General features: G+C 49.3%; 12 protein-coding genes, 3 tRNA genes and 2 pseudogenes. 3 read left to right on the forward strand and 14 right to left on the reverse strand.

The annotated features are described in order from the left end of the window. Window positions 1-79: 79 nt before the first annotated feature. The 4 genes and pseudogenes from C162_RS00345 to C162_RS00355 all read right to left on the reverse strand — a co-directional run bounded on the left by C162_RS00345 (window position 80) and on the right by C162_RS00355 (window position 3,000). Complete coding sequence (locus tag C162_RS00345) at window positions 80-814, reverse strand: hypothetical protein (RefSeq protein ID WP_156949511.1); 735 nt, start codon at window positions 812-814, stop codon at window positions 80-82. 778 nt (window positions 815-1,592) lie between these two features. Then, window positions 1,593-2,408: a hypothetical protein gene (locus C162_RS00350; RefSeq protein ID WP_051493108.1), complete on the reverse strand. Its 816-nt coding sequence runs from the start codon at window positions 2,406-2,408 to the stop codon at window positions 1,593-1,595. A gap of 234 nt (window positions 2,409-2,642) precedes the next feature. After that, window positions 2,643-2,832 (reverse strand): annotated as a pseudogene (locus C162_RS36775) (transposase); the annotation flags it as partial. 102 nt (window positions 2,833-2,934) lie between these two features. Then, window positions 2,935-3,000, reverse strand: a tRNA-Met gene (locus C162_RS00355). 772 nt (window positions 3,001-3,772) lie between these two features. Here C162_RS00355 and C162_RS00365 point away from each other — a divergent pair. From C162_RS00365 to C162_RS35105, 3 genes and pseudogenes are all read left to right on the forward strand, one after another. Continuing rightward, window positions 3,773-4,255: a hypothetical protein gene (locus tag C162_RS00365; protein WP_036690142.1), complete on the forward strand. Its 483-nt coding sequence runs from the start codon at window positions 3,773-3,775 to the stop codon at window positions 4,253-4,255. A gap of 380 nt (window positions 4,256-4,635) precedes the next feature. Next, window positions 4,636-4,878 (forward strand): IS66 family insertion sequence element accessory protein TnpB, encoded by a 243-nt coding sequence (gene tnpB, locus C162_RS37520; protein WP_156949512.1) that lies wholly within the window; start codon window positions 4,636-4,638, stop codon window positions 4,876-4,878. Further along, window positions 4,859-5,214: pseudogene (locus C162_RS35105) on the forward strand (IS66 family transposase); the annotation flags it as partial. The gene tnpB and the pseudogene C162_RS35105, both read left to right, overlap by 20 nt. 258 nt (window positions 5,215-5,472) lie before the next feature. Here C162_RS35105 and C162_RS00380 read toward each other — a convergent pair. From C162_RS00380 to pyrR, 10 genes are all read right to left on the reverse strand, one after another. Continuing rightward, window positions 5,473-5,546, reverse strand: a tRNA-Ile gene (locus tag C162_RS00380). A 49-nt stretch (window positions 5,547-5,595) separates the two neighbouring features. Continuing rightward, window positions 5,596-5,669, reverse strand: a tRNA-Met gene (locus tag C162_RS00385). Window positions 5,670-5,754: 85 nt separating this feature from the next. Then, window positions 5,755-5,919, reverse strand: a complete 165-nt coding sequence (locus C162_RS36545; RefSeq protein WP_167347621.1) for a hypothetical protein — start codon at window positions 5,917-5,919, stop codon at window positions 5,755-5,757. 567 nt (window positions 5,920-6,486) lie between these two features. Beyond that, on the reverse strand, window positions 6,487-7,128 hold the full coding sequence (pyrE, locus tag C162_RS00390) for an orotate phosphoribosyltransferase (RefSeq protein ID WP_036690144.1): 642 nt from the start codon (window positions 7,126-7,128) through the stop codon (window positions 6,487-6,489). After that, the gene (gene pyrF / locus C162_RS00395; RefSeq protein ID WP_051493109.1) at window positions 7,125-7,910 is read right to left on the reverse strand and encodes an orotidine-5'-phosphate decarboxylase; all 786 of its coding nucleotides are present in this window, start codon (window positions 7,908-7,910) and stop codon (window positions 7,125-7,127) included. Before pyrF ends, pyrE begins: the two co-directional genes overlap by 4 nt. Window positions 7,911-8,038: 128 nt before the next feature. Beyond that, window positions 8,039-11,260 (reverse strand): carbamoyl-phosphate synthase large subunit, encoded by a 3,222-nt coding sequence (gene carB, locus C162_RS00400; protein WP_036690146.1) that lies wholly within the window; start codon window positions 11,258-11,260, stop codon window positions 8,039-8,041. A gap of 1 nt (window position 11,261) precedes the next feature. Further along, window positions 11,262-12,443: a glutamine-hydrolyzing carbamoyl-phosphate synthase small subunit gene (gene carA, locus C162_RS00405; protein WP_051493110.1), complete on the reverse strand. Its 1,182-nt coding sequence runs from the start codon at window positions 12,441-12,443 to the stop codon at window positions 11,262-11,264. Window positions 12,444-12,527: 84 nt separating this feature from the next. After that, the gene (locus C162_RS00410; RefSeq protein ID WP_442792414.1) at window positions 12,528-13,802 is read right to left on the reverse strand and encodes a dihydroorotase; all 1,275 of its coding nucleotides are present in this window, start codon (window positions 13,800-13,802) and stop codon (window positions 12,528-12,530) included. A gap of 129 nt (window positions 13,803-13,931) precedes the next feature. Further along, window positions 13,932-14,840, reverse strand: a complete 909-nt coding sequence (locus C162_RS00415) for an aspartate carbamoyltransferase catalytic subunit (protein ID WP_036690149.1) — start codon at window positions 14,838-14,840, stop codon at window positions 13,932-13,934. 2 nt (window positions 14,841-14,842) lie between these two features. Next, on the reverse strand, window positions 14,843-15,424 hold the full coding sequence (gene pyrR, locus C162_RS00420) for a bifunctional pyr operon transcriptional regulator/uracil phosphoribosyltransferase PyrR (protein ID WP_036690150.1): 582 nt from the start codon (window positions 15,422-15,424) through the stop codon (window positions 14,843-14,845). Window positions 15,425-15,789: the final 365 nt, after the last annotated feature.

A 15,789-nucleotide genomic window follows, 5' to 3' on the forward strand; every position in this document is an offset into this window, starting at 1 on the left:
ACTTTTTAAGCTTTGCCTTTCTCGCTTCCGCGATGATTCTGTTGAAGTAGCTTCAATATGATTAGTTTTCAGACACGCCCTAATAAAAAGCTATATTTTTCTTCCTAAATAAATAGAAAACTACGCTGACTTCGATGATCAAATATATGACAAGCACCCCTGTAATCCGAAGTAAATCCTCCCACTGTCCATTAACATATCCCATACTATTCAGCCCAGATGGTAGCCAGTTCCCGACATTAATAATCGGCAAAGCTGCGAGTACCAGCACACCCTGTGCTATAAGACTGTGGGACGCCTCCTTGAACAACCAGGCAGTGACAAATACAATCATGATCCCACTCATTATTTGTAACCAGCCATTGATCAGGAACTGATACAGTACTTGATTAAAATTCACATCAGACTGTACAGTAACTTCTGGCTCAAGAGTTTGTCCGGAGGCTAGACTGACGACTATTGTCAGGACAAGTAATGTAACAAGTAACATAGCTGCCCCCACTCCTACTTGGATACCTAGACGTGCGAACAAGCGGTATAGGGATCGGGAGCGGATCGCAACATAATAGAAACGGCCTGATAAATATTCCGTAATGTACACCTGAAACAGATACACAAAACCCATAAATACAACAACATAGAACAGAAAAGACAATAAGGAAAACCCAGCTTCTGGTGAAACGCCGTAGAAACGGAGATATAGCGTATCCCACACCGTCACCGATTCTCCCCACGGATTATGAAATGGGCTAATGATACCGAATAAGCATAACAAAGCATACACTAAATAAGGATAGCGATCTTTTATCCACATTTTAATCACCGCCATTTTTTTAGAAGAGGTATTACATAGAGGCTAATAAATAAAATTGCTATTATAATCAAAAATGCCGGATAAACAGAACGATATGTCCCATAACTTGATGGAAATGTCATGTAGTTATAAGCTATCAGCTTTGGGAATTCTGGAAAATACCTAAAAGTCACCAGGTTGTATAATAAAATAGCGAAACTGACAATCCCTAAATACAGTAGATTGGAAAAATAAATATAAATAGTTGCAATGAAAGCATGTACAGAAAGCAAGAAAAAAGTTAACAAGCAAAGTTGAAGAATAATGACTAAGTAAGGAGATAAATTAGATTGTCTTGATAATGAACTCATATGATTAAAAGTAGAAATATCTGCTGAACTAAATAAACTCCAATTTGTTTCATACGGTAAACCCAGTGTTAGAAGAAATGAGGTAATCAACACTAATATTGTAGTGACTACAACTACCGGACTGAATGTTTTAACTGTATACAAAACCCATTTCGACCAACTTTGCAAGCGAACCAGATAAGTTAAATTCCATGTTTCCCGAATAGTTAGACAAGATAAAAGGATCATGAAAGGGAGAATTAGGTAGAGCAACAAAATTGGATCACTGGAAATACCGATTAATAGGTCCCACTGATTTAATCTAGATCTTATAGATATGGAGGAATTAATGAGATGTTGACGCTGACCCCAACCAAATATGAATATGAAAATAAATAGAACAGACCATTTCCACGATAAGAACTCATCAAAAATACTTTTAATATATCTCATGAGAAACTGTCAACCTTAGAAGTATTGCGTCTTACATATATCATTAAACAAAAGAGAATAACTACAAGAACCAGGAATGGAACAAAAGCAGTCCATATTGGACTTTGTATACGGTCGAAAGGAAAAATAACATAGCTTAGCCGGTAAATTTCTAAATCCAATGCAATAAGCGTAAATATGACAATAATATATCCGATAAAGGGTAGACTTAGCGCTAGAAAACGATTCTTTATAATTAATACTAGAAAAAAACTTATTGCTGAATATAGGGCTGCATTGATTCCTACCCAAAGCGAGTACAAAATGCTATATGTAAAAGTTCCATATTCAAGAAGTTGCGTGAATGTATACCGTGTGTAGGTATCTACTGTTATATTATCTTTTGTCAATCCAAACCCTTCTGGGTCATAATCAGCAATTCCCAAATAAGGTTCAATATAATAAGCAAATAGAAAGGATATGAAAATCAGACTAAAAAAGAAAAGACATGTTAGGATAATATTAGCTGTTAGTTTTATATATATAGTTTCTATTATTGGCCTACGCATACGAGTATAGACCAAAAAACGATGGTTCACTTCTCCCGAAAATGAAGCTACATATACCAAAACAGCTAAAATTGGAAAGGTAATAGGCAATGCGCCATTCAAAATAAATGAGAAATACTCTAGAGAATCCCTTAACTGATAGTTGTGGCTTCTGTAAACAGCAAAGGAAATAAGAGCGGCAGTTATTGCAATCCAGAAAAAAAGAAGCTTTAATGTCAATTTACTTCTAACTTCTCGAATTACTTCTCCCAGCATTCTCCTCATCCTTTCGCTTCCTAAAATTATTTAAACTAAATTTTAACTCACTCCATAATTCAAATCATTCAAATTCTCAAAGAAACATTACATCGGAAGGGTATAATTAACTTTATTAACATATCATAGTTTTTATTTAAAAAATAGACTATCTCACTAGTCCGAATGGTCGCTGGAAAGTAATTAAGACTGTCTGAGGCTGAGACCATTACAGCCTTTCTTTCCTGTTTATCCAGATAAGTTACCCAAACCCACCGTGCAATAGAGATGTGTCCAGGCTAAAAGCGCCCATAAGCGGATAATCGCTTGAGCGGAACGTACTTGATGGGTGTCAAAACCCAAGTTGTTTTTGGACTGGTGAAAAAGGATTTCAGTGGGCCAGCGTTTGGCATTGTACGTTAGCAATCGTTTTGGTTTCCAGTGAAAGATCCGTGCTTTTCGTTCCCCAAAAGCATGTTTCGGGTCAATTTGTTAACATGGAGTATAGAGCCATAAATAGTAAAACCCCCTTGCTAGGCAAGGGGGTTAAGTGAAGTGGGCCCTACAGGACTCGAACCTGTGACCAATCGGTTATGAGCCGACCGCTCTAACCAACTGAGCTTGGGGAAAGGTTAAATTACATATAAACATGTTCAAAATCCCCTATTCCCGCTGTTATTCGGCTCAGTGTATTTAACCTTATTATAAACAGTTCGTTTACAAATTTGTTAGCAAATAAAGCCCTTCAGTTACACATAAATTTTGCGATCCGATGCTATTCCAGATGATTTCTTAAGGGTCTGTATGATGTATCTACATACTGTATTTATCATAATAAAGATCTACAAGGTTTTGTAAAGTAATGTAGCGGCTCTGCTACTTGCCTAATTAACTCTGTAATATTATTAAACTCAAGAAACTCTTAATAAGATTTTAGGTTTACTTAAGAGAATAACAGCGAACCCAATATTAACAAAAGACTATTTCGTCTGATTATTGAAAGAAGACTTAGCCTTTCTATAAAGAATTTCATTCATAACGGCAATCAAGAAAAAAATTAGTGCAAATATTCCAAAAACACTCATATCATTGTTGTTAAACATATAAATCAAAAAATACGTTAGTCCTGCAAATACCAGTGCACGGATTAACAAAAAAAGCCATTTATTTTTCATAATCCTCACCTTTCTAAACACTAATTAATTACAACCTGCAATAGCTTGGCCATTAGGCGGAGCATTAACTAATTCATCAGCGAGTACTTATGTAACTGAAAATCCACCTCCATACTTCTCTTTTGGTTTATAATTTTTATGCTAAGATTAGAACATACGAGTTTGTTGTATGCTCTAATCTTTTTTGTATTTTCAAATCTTCTTTTGAGAGGAGATATAATGAAACATAAAAGAATAAGCTTGCTTGTTCTGGTTGTAGGTATGCTCTTTATAGGATTCCTGGCTGTACGTTATTTCGGGTGGGTAAATAGCCCTGAGGAAGCATCTATGCCTGAAGCAAATATCAAGGTTCAAACGAAGATAGTGGAAGGCGTAACTTTTGCCTTACGAAATGCCAATTATACTGAAAATGAAATTAAAGTTGGTTACGAGATAAATGGAATTGCTATTATTAAGGATTATAATATAGTCTGCAAATTCTATAATAACGGGAAAGATATAACAGATTCAAATACATCTGGAGGGGGATTAGTAAGTTTAGGCGATAAGCATTATTACCTGACCGGCATAGAGAAAGTTAGAAATGATGCTCTACCCGATCCGCTAAGCTTAACGGTCGAGATAACGGCGGTACCTTCTGATTCCCGCTTAAACCATATTACTGCATCATTTGACTTGTCCTTAAATAAAGAAAAGAATTAAATTCACAGTGTATGAGTGTTCACACTGTATTGAGGAGTAAATATTCTTAGAAATTAACCCCAGGATGATCTCCTGGGGTTTTGTTATGTAGCTTTGTTCGTAAGCGTCAAACCCAGCCCACCCTGTAAACCCAGCACCTGTCATTAGATCATACGCCTATCTTAAATCAAGGAGATCTGCCTTACATCAATTGAAATATTGCATCCGGAAAATCGATCCCAGCCAGCCCCGACTTCCTCCCCTCCCTCTATTCCGGTGACCGTATCCCCGCTATTCTCCCCTTCCTCTTTGACGCTTCGCATCGGTCCCGCGTCTGTTGACGTGCAGGTAGGTTTTTATCCTGAACTGCTTCGTCAAGTGGTTCAAGCGCTGGAGACCTTATGTTAACGCTGGCGGAAAAGGTGTATTTAGCCGGAGGCAGCACGGATTTACGCAAGTCCATCGACGGCCTGGCCGTCCTGGTTCAGGAGCGATTTCAGCCCGATCCGTTCGCGCCCTGTCTGTTTGTATTTTGTAACCGCCAGCGCGACAAACTCAAAATGCTCTATTGGAACATAATGGCATCTGGCTGCTGTACCGTCGCCTGGAACGTGGAACCTTCCTCTCCACTACGAACTGCCTGAAGACGAGCAGGTTTGTGCGTGCTGTGGCGGAGACCCTCATCCTATGAGCACAGAGACCCGCAGCGAAATTACCTTGATTCCAGCAGAAGTCCGACCCAAAAATATGTGGAGAGCCAGCCTCTCTACCGCCAGGAGCAACAGTTTTCCCGGCTCGGGCTGACGCTCTCGCGGCAGACCATGGCGAATTGGATGATGTATGGGGCAGATCAGTGGCTTACGACGCTGCAGGTGCTGCGTGAGCCAGGAAAGTCCGCTGAGTCGCAGTCGTACCTGTGGTTGTACCGGACCGGATGCAGTGGACCGCCCATTGTGCTTTATGAATACTGCAGGACGCGTGGGTTGCCGCCGAACGCCTGGACATGACTCCAGCGATGTTCAATGAGAGGTACTCCCATCTGTTACCGATCATGCAGGAAGAGGCTGTTGACAGAATTGAAAATGAACTCAATAAATTCGCAGAAAAGCAGCTTGAATCTGTCGAATAAAGTCTCCGTTAGCAAGCTTAAAAATATGGCCTTTCCCCACTCAAGCATATTCGCTCCTATGAGCCTATAAACAGCAAAAAACCCTTACAAAGTAAGGGTTTGAGTGAAGTGGGCCCTACAGGACTCGAACCTGTGACCAATCGGTTATGAGCCGACCGCTCTAACCAACTGAGCTAAGGGCCCGGACTAGGATATCCGTATTATACGAGTGCTGTCCGGTGTAATAAGGTAATTGCGGGGGCAGGATTTGAACCTGCGGCCTTCGGGTTATGAGCCCGACGAGCTACCGGGCTGCTCCACCCCGCGTCAGTTAATAATTATTTAAACAGCGACAATAGATAATATACAATATACCCATGGATAAAGTCAAGGATGATTTTGGATTTTCTGTCTAAGGCAGAAAACGCACACCATAACGGCCCTTACGCGAACGGTATATTTCCACAAAACTCGGATCATGATAGCCATAGATCCAGCCGTCCTGCTCCAGTCTTTTGGCAAGGCAGCCCGCTTGAAATCTGGTCCTGAACAACTTGGCAAAATAGATCCAATTCATGATACCCTCTTCTCCTTCATCACAATAATATATGTCCCGGTGCTATTTATCATGCCCAGTTTTGCAAGAAAATTAGAGGATTGCTCAGCGGATCGGATGGCAATTTCTGCCCGAAAGCTTAGGTGGCTGGTTGAAGGATAACGCTCGCCTGGAGCAGATTACTGGGGGGATGGATTATAAAAAATGAGTTGAAAACAGGAAGAGAGTGCGCAGCTAATTAGGGGCTGTGGAGATAATGAGCAGTTGAGGGGAAACAGTTGGATTTTGTACACTTAATTTGGTGGAAATCTCCTCTTAAAAGGAAATAAGTGGATTTAGATCATCTAGTTCTGGCGGTATCTGCGTTATTGTCCATTTCAGGTTTCAACAAGTGTATTTTATCCAACTAAAGTCTCCAGAAATGTGCTGAGCCATTGAATAAATGCTATTTTTCCAGTTATCCCCTAAAAAGGTGTTTCGAGAGTGAACGGGCGCCCGACCGAAAAAGGAGTCCATCATGTGAAAGTACTCAAAAAGAAGCCCGATCCCCTTCAAAGGGGACTGAGCTTCTTTTATACGTCCTCTTCTCTACACGCCGAAGGCGGCAGGGTCCTGGCGCCAGGATTGCAGCAGCGCTACATCGCTCTCCGCGATCTTGCCATGGGCCAACGCCACATTAATCAGTGTGCTGTAATTGGACAGGCTCTGGAGCGGAAGCTGTGCAGCGGCGAAGGCTTCTTCGGCGCGGTCCAGCTCGTAGCTGAAGATGGCCAGTACGGCCAACGGGAGGCCGCCTGCTTCTTGTACGGCCTGCGCAGCCTTGATGGAGCTGCCGCCGGTGGAGATCAGGTCCTCGATCACGACGACCTTCTGGCCGGGTGTGATCAGTCCTTCGATTTGGTTCTGCTTGCCATGGCCTTTGGCCTTGTCCCGGATGTAAGCCATCGGGAGACCGAGCTTATCGGCCACCCAGGCCGCATGCGGGATACCGGCGGTTGCTGTCCCGGCAATCACCTCGGCGTCCGGGTAGCTGGTTCTGATCAGCTCTGCGAAGGCCTCGGCAATGTAGTTGCGGACGGCCGGGAAGGCCATGGTCAGACGGTTGTCGCAGTAGATCGGCGATTTGATGCCGGAGGTCCAGGTGAACGGCTCCTGCGGACGCAGGGCTACCGCTCCGATCTCCAGCAGATGACTTGCGACCTGTTCACTTCGATTCTCTAATATGCTCATGCTTGGCTCATCTCCTCAATAATAGTCAGTGCTGCTGCACGCGGATCTGCCGCTGCTGTAATCGGCCGGCCCACTACCAGGTAGTGGCTGCCTTGGCGGATAGCCTGTCCGGGAGTCATGACCCGGGACTGGTCGTCCAGTGTCGAACCAGCGGGCCGGATGCCCGGAGTAACCGTACGGAACTCGGGTCCGCACGCTTCAGCAATCACCACGGATTCCTGCGGGGATGCTACCACTCCATGCAAGCCTGCTTCCGCTGCAAGCTTGGCGTAACGCACCACTGCATCAGTCACTGTTCCGGCTATGCCGATTTCGCGGTTCATCACTTCCTGGCTGGTGCTGGTAAGCTGTGTTACTGCAATGATCAGCGGCATGTGCAAGGGTGGCTTCAGGCTGACCGCCTGGGCCGCTCCTTCCAGTGCAGCCGCCATCATGGAGGCTCCTCCAGCGGCATGTACGTTGAACATATCCACGCCGAGCAGGGTCAAGCTCTCTGCCCCGCCCCGTACGGTGTTGGGGATATCATGCATTTTGACATCGAGGAATACCGAATATCCGCGTTCCTTCAGCTCCCGGATGAAGTCTGGCCCCGCTGCATAGAACAGCTGCATGCCCACCTTCATATAACAGGGGATGCCTTCGAGCTGTTCGATCAGCGCCCGCGCCTGGTCTGGGTTCGGGTAATCGAGGGCAACCATCAGCCGTCCGGCCATTTCATTCCACTTCTCAATCTGTCCGACATTCTCATGTACGTGCTGCTGCTCTGCTGCTGTCCGTTCCATTCGCCAACCTTCTTTCTTAGATATCGTATCCATCGCCTTTGATATTTAGGTCCCGGGCATAGGGGAACGGTCTGCGTTAACGCAAACCGTTCCTGTAGCAGCCTGTTACAGCTGCCTCACCCTCTATCTTATTGTCCGACAAAAGCAGGCATCGGCTGGGACGAGAAGTTAATCGTCTGCAGCATTCTCAGCAGCGCCGTTACCGTATCGAGCGAGGTCATACATACGACTCCGTTCTCTACCGCTTCACGGCGGATGCGGAATCCGTCACGCTCAGGCGTTTTGCCCTTGGTCAGTGTATTGAAGACGAAGTTCGCTTGACCGCCGCGGATCAGATCCAGAATGGTCGGCTCACCCTCATCCAGCTTGTTAACATTCATGACGTTCAGCCCGGCCTGCTCCAGCGCCGCTGCTGTACCGCCGGTGGCGATAATTTTGTAGCCCATGGCATGGAAGCCCTTCATCAGTTCAACTGCTTCAGCCTTGTCTTTGTCGGCTACGGTTACGATGATTGCGCCGGTGGCGGGAATCTTCATTCCTGCACCGATCAGGCCTTTGTAGAGCGCCTTGGCATACAGTTTGTCGCGGCCCATGACTTCTCCGGTAGATTTCATCTCCGGTCCAAGCGTAGGCTCTACTCTGCGCAGCTTGGCAAAAGAGAACACCGGCACTTTTACCGACACATAATCGCTCTCCGGCCATAAACCTTCAGTATACCCATCTTCCTTCAGCTTGCCGCCGAGAATGATCTTGGTCGCCAGGTTCGCCATCGGAATACCTGTTACTTTACTCAGGAACGGAACCGTACGTGAGGAGCGCGGGTTGACCTCAATGACATACACTTCATTCTGATAAATGACGAACTGGATGTTCACCAGACCGATGGTCTTGAGCTCCTTGGCAATCTTGATGGTAATCTCGGCAATCTTCTGCTTCAGACCTTCATCCAGATATTGCGGCGGGTAGACAGCGATAGAGTCGCCGGAGTGAACCCCTGCGCGTTCCACATGCTCCATGATGCCCGGAATGACAACTGTCTCTCCGTCGCAGATGGCGTCCACTTCCACTTCCTTGCCCAGCATGTAACGGTCGATCAGCACCGGATGCTCCGGATTCACTTTTACCGCTTCAACCATGTAGCTCAGCAGCTCTGTGTCGTTGTAGACAATCTCCATGGCGCGTCCGCCCAGGACATACGATGGACGAACCAGCACCGGATAACCGAGGGATTGCGCGGTTTCGACGGCTTCATCGATGTTGATTACGGTTTTGCCTTTAGGTTGTGCGATATCCAGACGGGCCAGCAGCGCTTCGAACTTCTTGCGGTTCTCGGCTTCATCGATGCTCTCCAGGCTGGTCCCCAGAATGTTCACGCCTGCAGCAGCAAGCGGTGCAGCCAGGTTAATCGCGGTCTGTCCGCCGAACTGTACGATGACTCCGATCGGATTCTCCTGAGCAATCACGTTCATGACATCCTCGAAGAACAGCGGCTCAAAGTACAGACGGTCCGAGGTATTGAAATCCGTCGATACGGTCTCTGGATTATTATTGATAATTACAGCTTCATAGCCGGCCTTCTGAATCGCCCACACCGCATGCACTGTGGAGTAGTCAAATTCAATCCCCTGGCCGATACGGATCGGGCCGGAGCCGAGTACAATAACCTTCTGCTTGTCGGAATGAATGACCTCATTCTCCGTCTCATAGGTCGAGTAGTAATATGGTGTTGTGGCCTCAAATTCAGCGGCGCAGGTATCTACCATTTTGAATACCGGAACCAGACCCTGCTGCAGACGCAGCACACGTACCTCTGACTCCTTAGTGAATGCTCCGCCTGGACGGCCTTCGGCACGGATCTCGGCAATCGCCCGGTCTGTGAAGCCCTTGCGCTTGGCCTGATACAGCGTCTCAGCAGACAAGGTCTCTTCGGCACGGATCTCCTCCTCGAAGCTCACGAGCCCCTCGATCTTGGAGAGGAACCACCAGTCCACATTCGTAATATCCTGAATCTCCTGCAGTTCATAGCCGCGGCGGAAGGCTTCCGCGATCAGGAACAGGCGTTCATCATCCGGCTTGGCAAGTCTATAGCGCAACACACTCTCTTCAAGCAGCTCCGCTCCCGGCAGACGGAAACGGTGGACACCGATCTCCAGCGACCGGATCGCCTTGTGAATCGACTCTTCAAAAGTCCGGCCAATCGCCATGACCTCTCCGGTCGCCTTCATCTGCGTTCCCAGCTTGCGGTTCGCCGAGATGAACTTGTCAAACGGCCAGCGTGGGATCTTGCTGACGATATAGTCCAGCGTAGGCTCGAAGCAAGCATACGTCTGGCCGGTTACCGGGTTGACGATTTCATCCAGCGTATAACCGAGGGCAATCTTGGCCGCCATCTTGGCAATCGGATAACCGGTCGCCTTCGAGGCCAGCGCCGACGAGCGGCTTACACGCGGGTTCACTTCAATGACGTAGTACTGATAGCTCTGCGGGTCGAGTGCGAACTGAACATTACAGCCGCCTTCAATATTCAGCGCGCGGATAATCTTCAGGGAAGCACTGCGCAGCATCTGATATTCACGGTCGGACAGCGTCTGGCTCGGCGCCACAACGATACTGTCGCCCGTATGTACGCCAACCGGATCAAAGTTCTCCATGTTGCAGACTACAATACAGTTGTCATTCGCATCACGCATAACCTCATATTCGACTTCCTTCATGCCGGCGATACTCTTCTCGACCAGACATTGGCCAATCGGGCTGTAACGGATACCTGCCTTAACGGTCTCGCGCAGCTCTTCTTCGTTGTCGCAGATCCCGCCGCCGGTTCCGCCCAGCGTGTAGGCCGGACGAACGATCAGCGGATAGCCGATCCCTGCGGCGAAGCCAAGAGCTTCTTCCACACTGGTAATGATCGCACTTTCCGGCACAGGCTGTTCCAGCTCACGCATCAGGTCGCGGAACAAATCACGGTCTTCTGCTTTCTCAATGGATTCGAGCTGGGTCCCCAGCAGCTTCACATTCTCCTGCTCCAGGACTCCAGCACGGGCCAGCTCTACGGCCATGTTCAGGCCGGTCTGTCCGCCGAGGGTCGGCAGCAGCCCGTCCGGGCGCTCCTGGCGGATAATACCCGTAACGAACTCCAGCGTGATCGGCTCGATGTATACTTTGTCAGCCATATTGGTATCGGTCATAATCGTCGCCGGGTTGCTGTTGATCAGCACGACCTCGACGCCCTCTTCTTTAAGGGCTTGACAGGCCTGTGTGCCTGCATAGTCGAATTCGGCAGCTTGACCAATAACGATCGGGCCGGAGCCGATAACCAGAATTTTTTTGAGTTTATTGTTCTTAGGCATGTTATAGAGCTCCTTTCACGGCTTCAAGCTGGGGTGCGGATGATTTCGGTGCCGTGATTCTGGCATTGGCCGCAAGCTGTGCCTGGCGCGATCCGGCCGGCCGCTGCGCCTTGTGATCTGCGATCAGCTGCAGGAAGCGGTCGAACAGATAACTGCTGTCATGCGGTCCCGGCGCCGCTTCCGGATGATACTGCACCGAAAAAGCGGGGTAGCGGGTATGCTTCAGTCCTTCAACGGTCTTGTCATTGTTATTGATATGGGTAACTTCCAGGTCTGTGCTGGCAATCGATTCCTCGTTCACGGTGTAGCCATGATTCTGGGAGGTGATGAAGCAGCGTCCGCTCTCCAGCTCCTTCACCGGATGGTTCCCGCCGCGATGGCCGAACTTAAGCTTCTCTGTATCAGCGCCGCAAGCCAGTGCGAACAGCTGGTGTCCCAGGCAGATGCCGAAGATCGGGTATTCGCCGAGCAGCTCGGAGATTGTCTGTACCGCATAAGGCACATCCTTCGGGTCCCCAGGGCCGTTCGAGAGCTGAATGCCATCCGGGTTCAGTCGGCGGATCTCGTCTGCTGTAACATCATGAGGCACAACCACTACATCACAGCCACGGCTGTTCAGCTCGCGCAGGATGCCTGTCTTCGCGCCGTAATCGACCAGCACAATACGCTCCTTATTGCCCGGGCTAGTGTAGCTTTTAGTCGTAGAGGTACGGGCCACTTGATTGCGCAGCTCCTCAATAGTAGTATCACCCATCATCTCCATCAGTTCTTCCACACGCTTGTTAGAAGTGGTGAGGATCGCCTTCATGGTGCCATAGTGGCGGATAATGCGGGTAAGCATACGGGTATCAATCTCGCTGATGCCGGGAATATCATATTCCTTGAGCAGATCGTCTACACTGTATTCAGCACGCCAGTTGCTGGGTACGGATTCGTGACGCCGCACAACAAAGCCGTGTACAAAAGGGCGCACGGACTCGAAGTCATCACGGGTAATGCCGTAATTCCCGATCAGCGGATACGTCATGGTGACGATTTGGCCGCAGTACGAAGGGTCCGATAGTACCTCCTGATAGCCTGTAATTCCTGTGTTAAAAACAACCTCGCCCGTCTTCTCGCCTTCCGCGCCAAATGCGGTGCCTGTAAACAGTGTTCCGTCCTGAAGCAGCAATCTCGCCTGCATGCCTTCCACTCCTTCTTGTTTCTGTAGTCTGATTCTTATGTCACAGCCATGCAGCCGGGCTGCATGGGCTACTGCTTACTTCTGTTAAGCCTCACTCCATACGGCTGTGCCGTCTACCCAGGTCTTCACCGGCCAGCCCTTAAGCTTCCATCCGGTAAAAGGTGTATTGCGGCCTTTGCTCGCAAACGTTGCAGGATCTACTGCCTTCTCTTCATTCAAGTCAATCAGGGTCAGATCGGCAGGAGCCCCTACTGTAAGGCTGCCTGTATTCAGTCTGAACACCCGGGCCGGATCAGCGGTCATCCGCTGCACCAGCAGGGACAGATCCCATTTGCCTGTGGCCACAAAAGCGGTATACAGCAGCGGGAAGGCCGTCTCAAAGCCGACGATGCCAAACGGTGCAAGCTGCATGCCTTTGGCTTTCTCTTCCTCGCTGTGCGGGGCATGGTCAGTCACGATGATATCCAGCGTGCCGTCCAGCAGCCCTTCGATGCAAGCTTCCACGTCGCGTCGCGAGCGCAGCGGCGGGTTCATTTTCCAATTGGCGTCCATGCCCGGAATATCTTCCTCCGAGAGCAGCAGATGATGCGGGCATACCTCGGCGGTCACCTTAATGCCGATTTGCTTCGCCTGGCGGATCAGCCGGACCGATTGCTCGGTGCTGACATGGCACACATGATAGTGAACACCCGTTGCTTCAGACAACAGAATGTCACGGCCTACATGAATGGCTTCCGACTCATTCGGAATTCCCTTCAGGCCATGCTTGTCGGCAAAAGTGCCCTCAGCTACCGGCGCTCCTTCTACCAGCGAGTTATCCTCACAGTGGGCAATCACCGGCATATCCAGTTCCTTCGCCAGCTTCATTGCATCCTTCATCATCTGCGCACTCTGCACGCCTACGCCGTCATCGGTGAAGCCGATCGCTCCCGCTTCCTTCAGTGCCGCAAAATCCGTCAGCTCGCGTCCCAGCTCATTCTTGGTAATGGCCGCGTAAGGCAGAACCTTCACAAGTCCCGCTTCGCGCGCCTTATCCTTAACCAGCTGTACGATCTCTGCACTGTCAGTTACCGGGCGTGTGTTCGGCATACAGGCTATTGTAGTGAATCCGCCCTTGGCCGCCGAACGCGCACCCGTCTCAATGGTTTCCTTATGCTCGAAGCCCGGCTCACGCAGGTGCACATGCATATCGATCAGTCCCGGTATCAGCAGCTTACCTTCCGCTTCAACGGTCTCTCCGGCTTCCTCTACCGCTTCCGCGGCATCCTGAATCTTCGAGATAATTCCGTCCTGCACAACAATATGCTTGCGCTCCAGTACGCCTTCTTCGTTCAGTACACTGGCATTTTTGATGATCACGGTTATGATTCTCCTTTGTGCCTTCCGGCCGCAGCCGTAAGCTCTGTAGTTATTATATAATAAAAATTCATCTTTGTGTATATTTATTAATACTCTTATGTGAGGTTTTTCTGTTGTAGTTCTGCTGCGCTATTGCAGCGCCCGCTCCATAACAGCCATCCGTACCGGCACTCCGTTCGCCATCTGCGGGAAAATCCGGGACTGGCTGCTCTCCACCACCGCATCGTCGATCTCCACATTGCGGTTCACCGGCGCAGGGTGCATGATGATCGTTGCCGGGTCCAGTCTCGACGCCCGTTCCTCGGTCAGCCCGAAGTGCTCCCGGTACTGCTCAGCCGATAAAATAATGCCTGAGGCATGCCGCTCCAGCTGCACTCTCAGCATCATGACCGCATCCGCTTTCAGCGCTTCTTCCATAGATACGTATGGAGCGTAGGCCGCAAGCTCAGGAGCCTGCATATTCACCGGGGCGCAGAACTGCACGCTTGCCCCCATTTTGGTGAGTGCCCAGAGGTTGGACCGTGCGACCCGGCTGTGCATAATATCCCCAATAATCGAAACCTTCAAGCCCTTCAATCCGCCAAAATGCTTGCGCATCGTGTACAGGTCCAGCAGCGCCTGCGTCGGATGTTCGTTGTTGCCGTCCCCGGCATTGATCAGCGGAACGCCTACCTTCTCGGCTAGCTGCTGCAGTACCCCGGCTGGCTTCAGCCGGACCACTCCGGCATCGATGCCCATTGACTCCAGTGTGCGCACTGTGTCGTAGATGGACTCGCCCTTCTCTACACTGGAGGCCGCAGCCGTGAAGTTAAGTACTTGTACACCCAGGCGTTTCTCGGCCATTTCGAAGGAAAAGCGGGTTCTTGTACTATTCTCGAAAAACATATTGGCAACAAAATGTGCTCTCAGCACCGGCGTGAGCTTCTCGCTCTGATTATCCCAGTAGGCTGTTCTGTCTAACAGCTGGTTAATCTCCGACCCCGCCAGCTCCTTCATCCCCAGCAGACTGCGTTCCTTCACTTTGGTTGCCGTCATCATTGTTATCGTTCCTCCCGGTTTGAAATAATGTACACTTCGTCCTTGCCGTCATATTCGCTCAGGGACACTTCAATCTGCTCATGCCTGGAGGTAGGTACGTTCTTGCCGATATAATCGGGGCGGATCGGCAGTTCCCGGTGGCCGCGGTCAGCCAGTACAGCCAGCTGGATCATCCGGGGCCGTCCGCAATCCATCAGCGCATCCATTGCCGCGCGGATCGTTCTTCCGGTGTACAGTACATCGTCGAACAGGATCACTTTCTTGTCCCGGGTGCCGCTCGAGCCCGGAGGCAGGATCAGGTTGCTGTTCACAACTGTCTTATCCATCGCGTCCCGGTTGTCCCCGCCGCCTTCGCGGTCATCACGGTAATGGGTAATGTCCAGCTCCCCGTAAGGGATGTCCACACCTTCAATTTCCTTAATCCGCTCTGCGATCCGCTGAGCCAGGTAGATCCCCCGGGTCCGGATGCCGACCAGCAGGCAATTCTCGATACCCTTGTTTTTCTCCAAAATCTCATGTGCAATGCGTGACAGTGCCCGGCGAATCGCCGTTTCGTCCATAATGACATTTTTTTCAGTAACCATCCTCTTTGCCATCCTCCTGCTTGATCGCCTGTTCAAGTTCCCCGGAAACAAAAAAACTCCTTGCCCAAAACAGGCAAGGAGTGAAATCCGCAGATTCAAAAAGATGGCGTGTCCGCGCGCAGAAAAAGGCCCTCCGTACTCCTACGGATTCCTGCTTTCTTACGCGAACCTCGATTCACGTTACCTTGCCAGCCTCACGGGACTGAATTAAAGGCGCTATTCAACTATAGGGAATTATGACAGATGGACGGGGGGATGTCAAATTTTCTTCACAGACATTTCATTTAGGTGAAGTGCGCGGCTGCGGTGATTTTGGACTTTCGGTCGCTGTTGTCTCCAGATTGATTTGAATTAACCGCTTAGCG

This window comes from Paenibacillus sp. FSL R7-269 (assembly GCF_000517865.1).
Taxonomy (GTDB): domain Bacteria; phylum Bacillota; class Bacilli; order Paenibacillales; family Paenibacillaceae; genus Paenibacillus_AQ.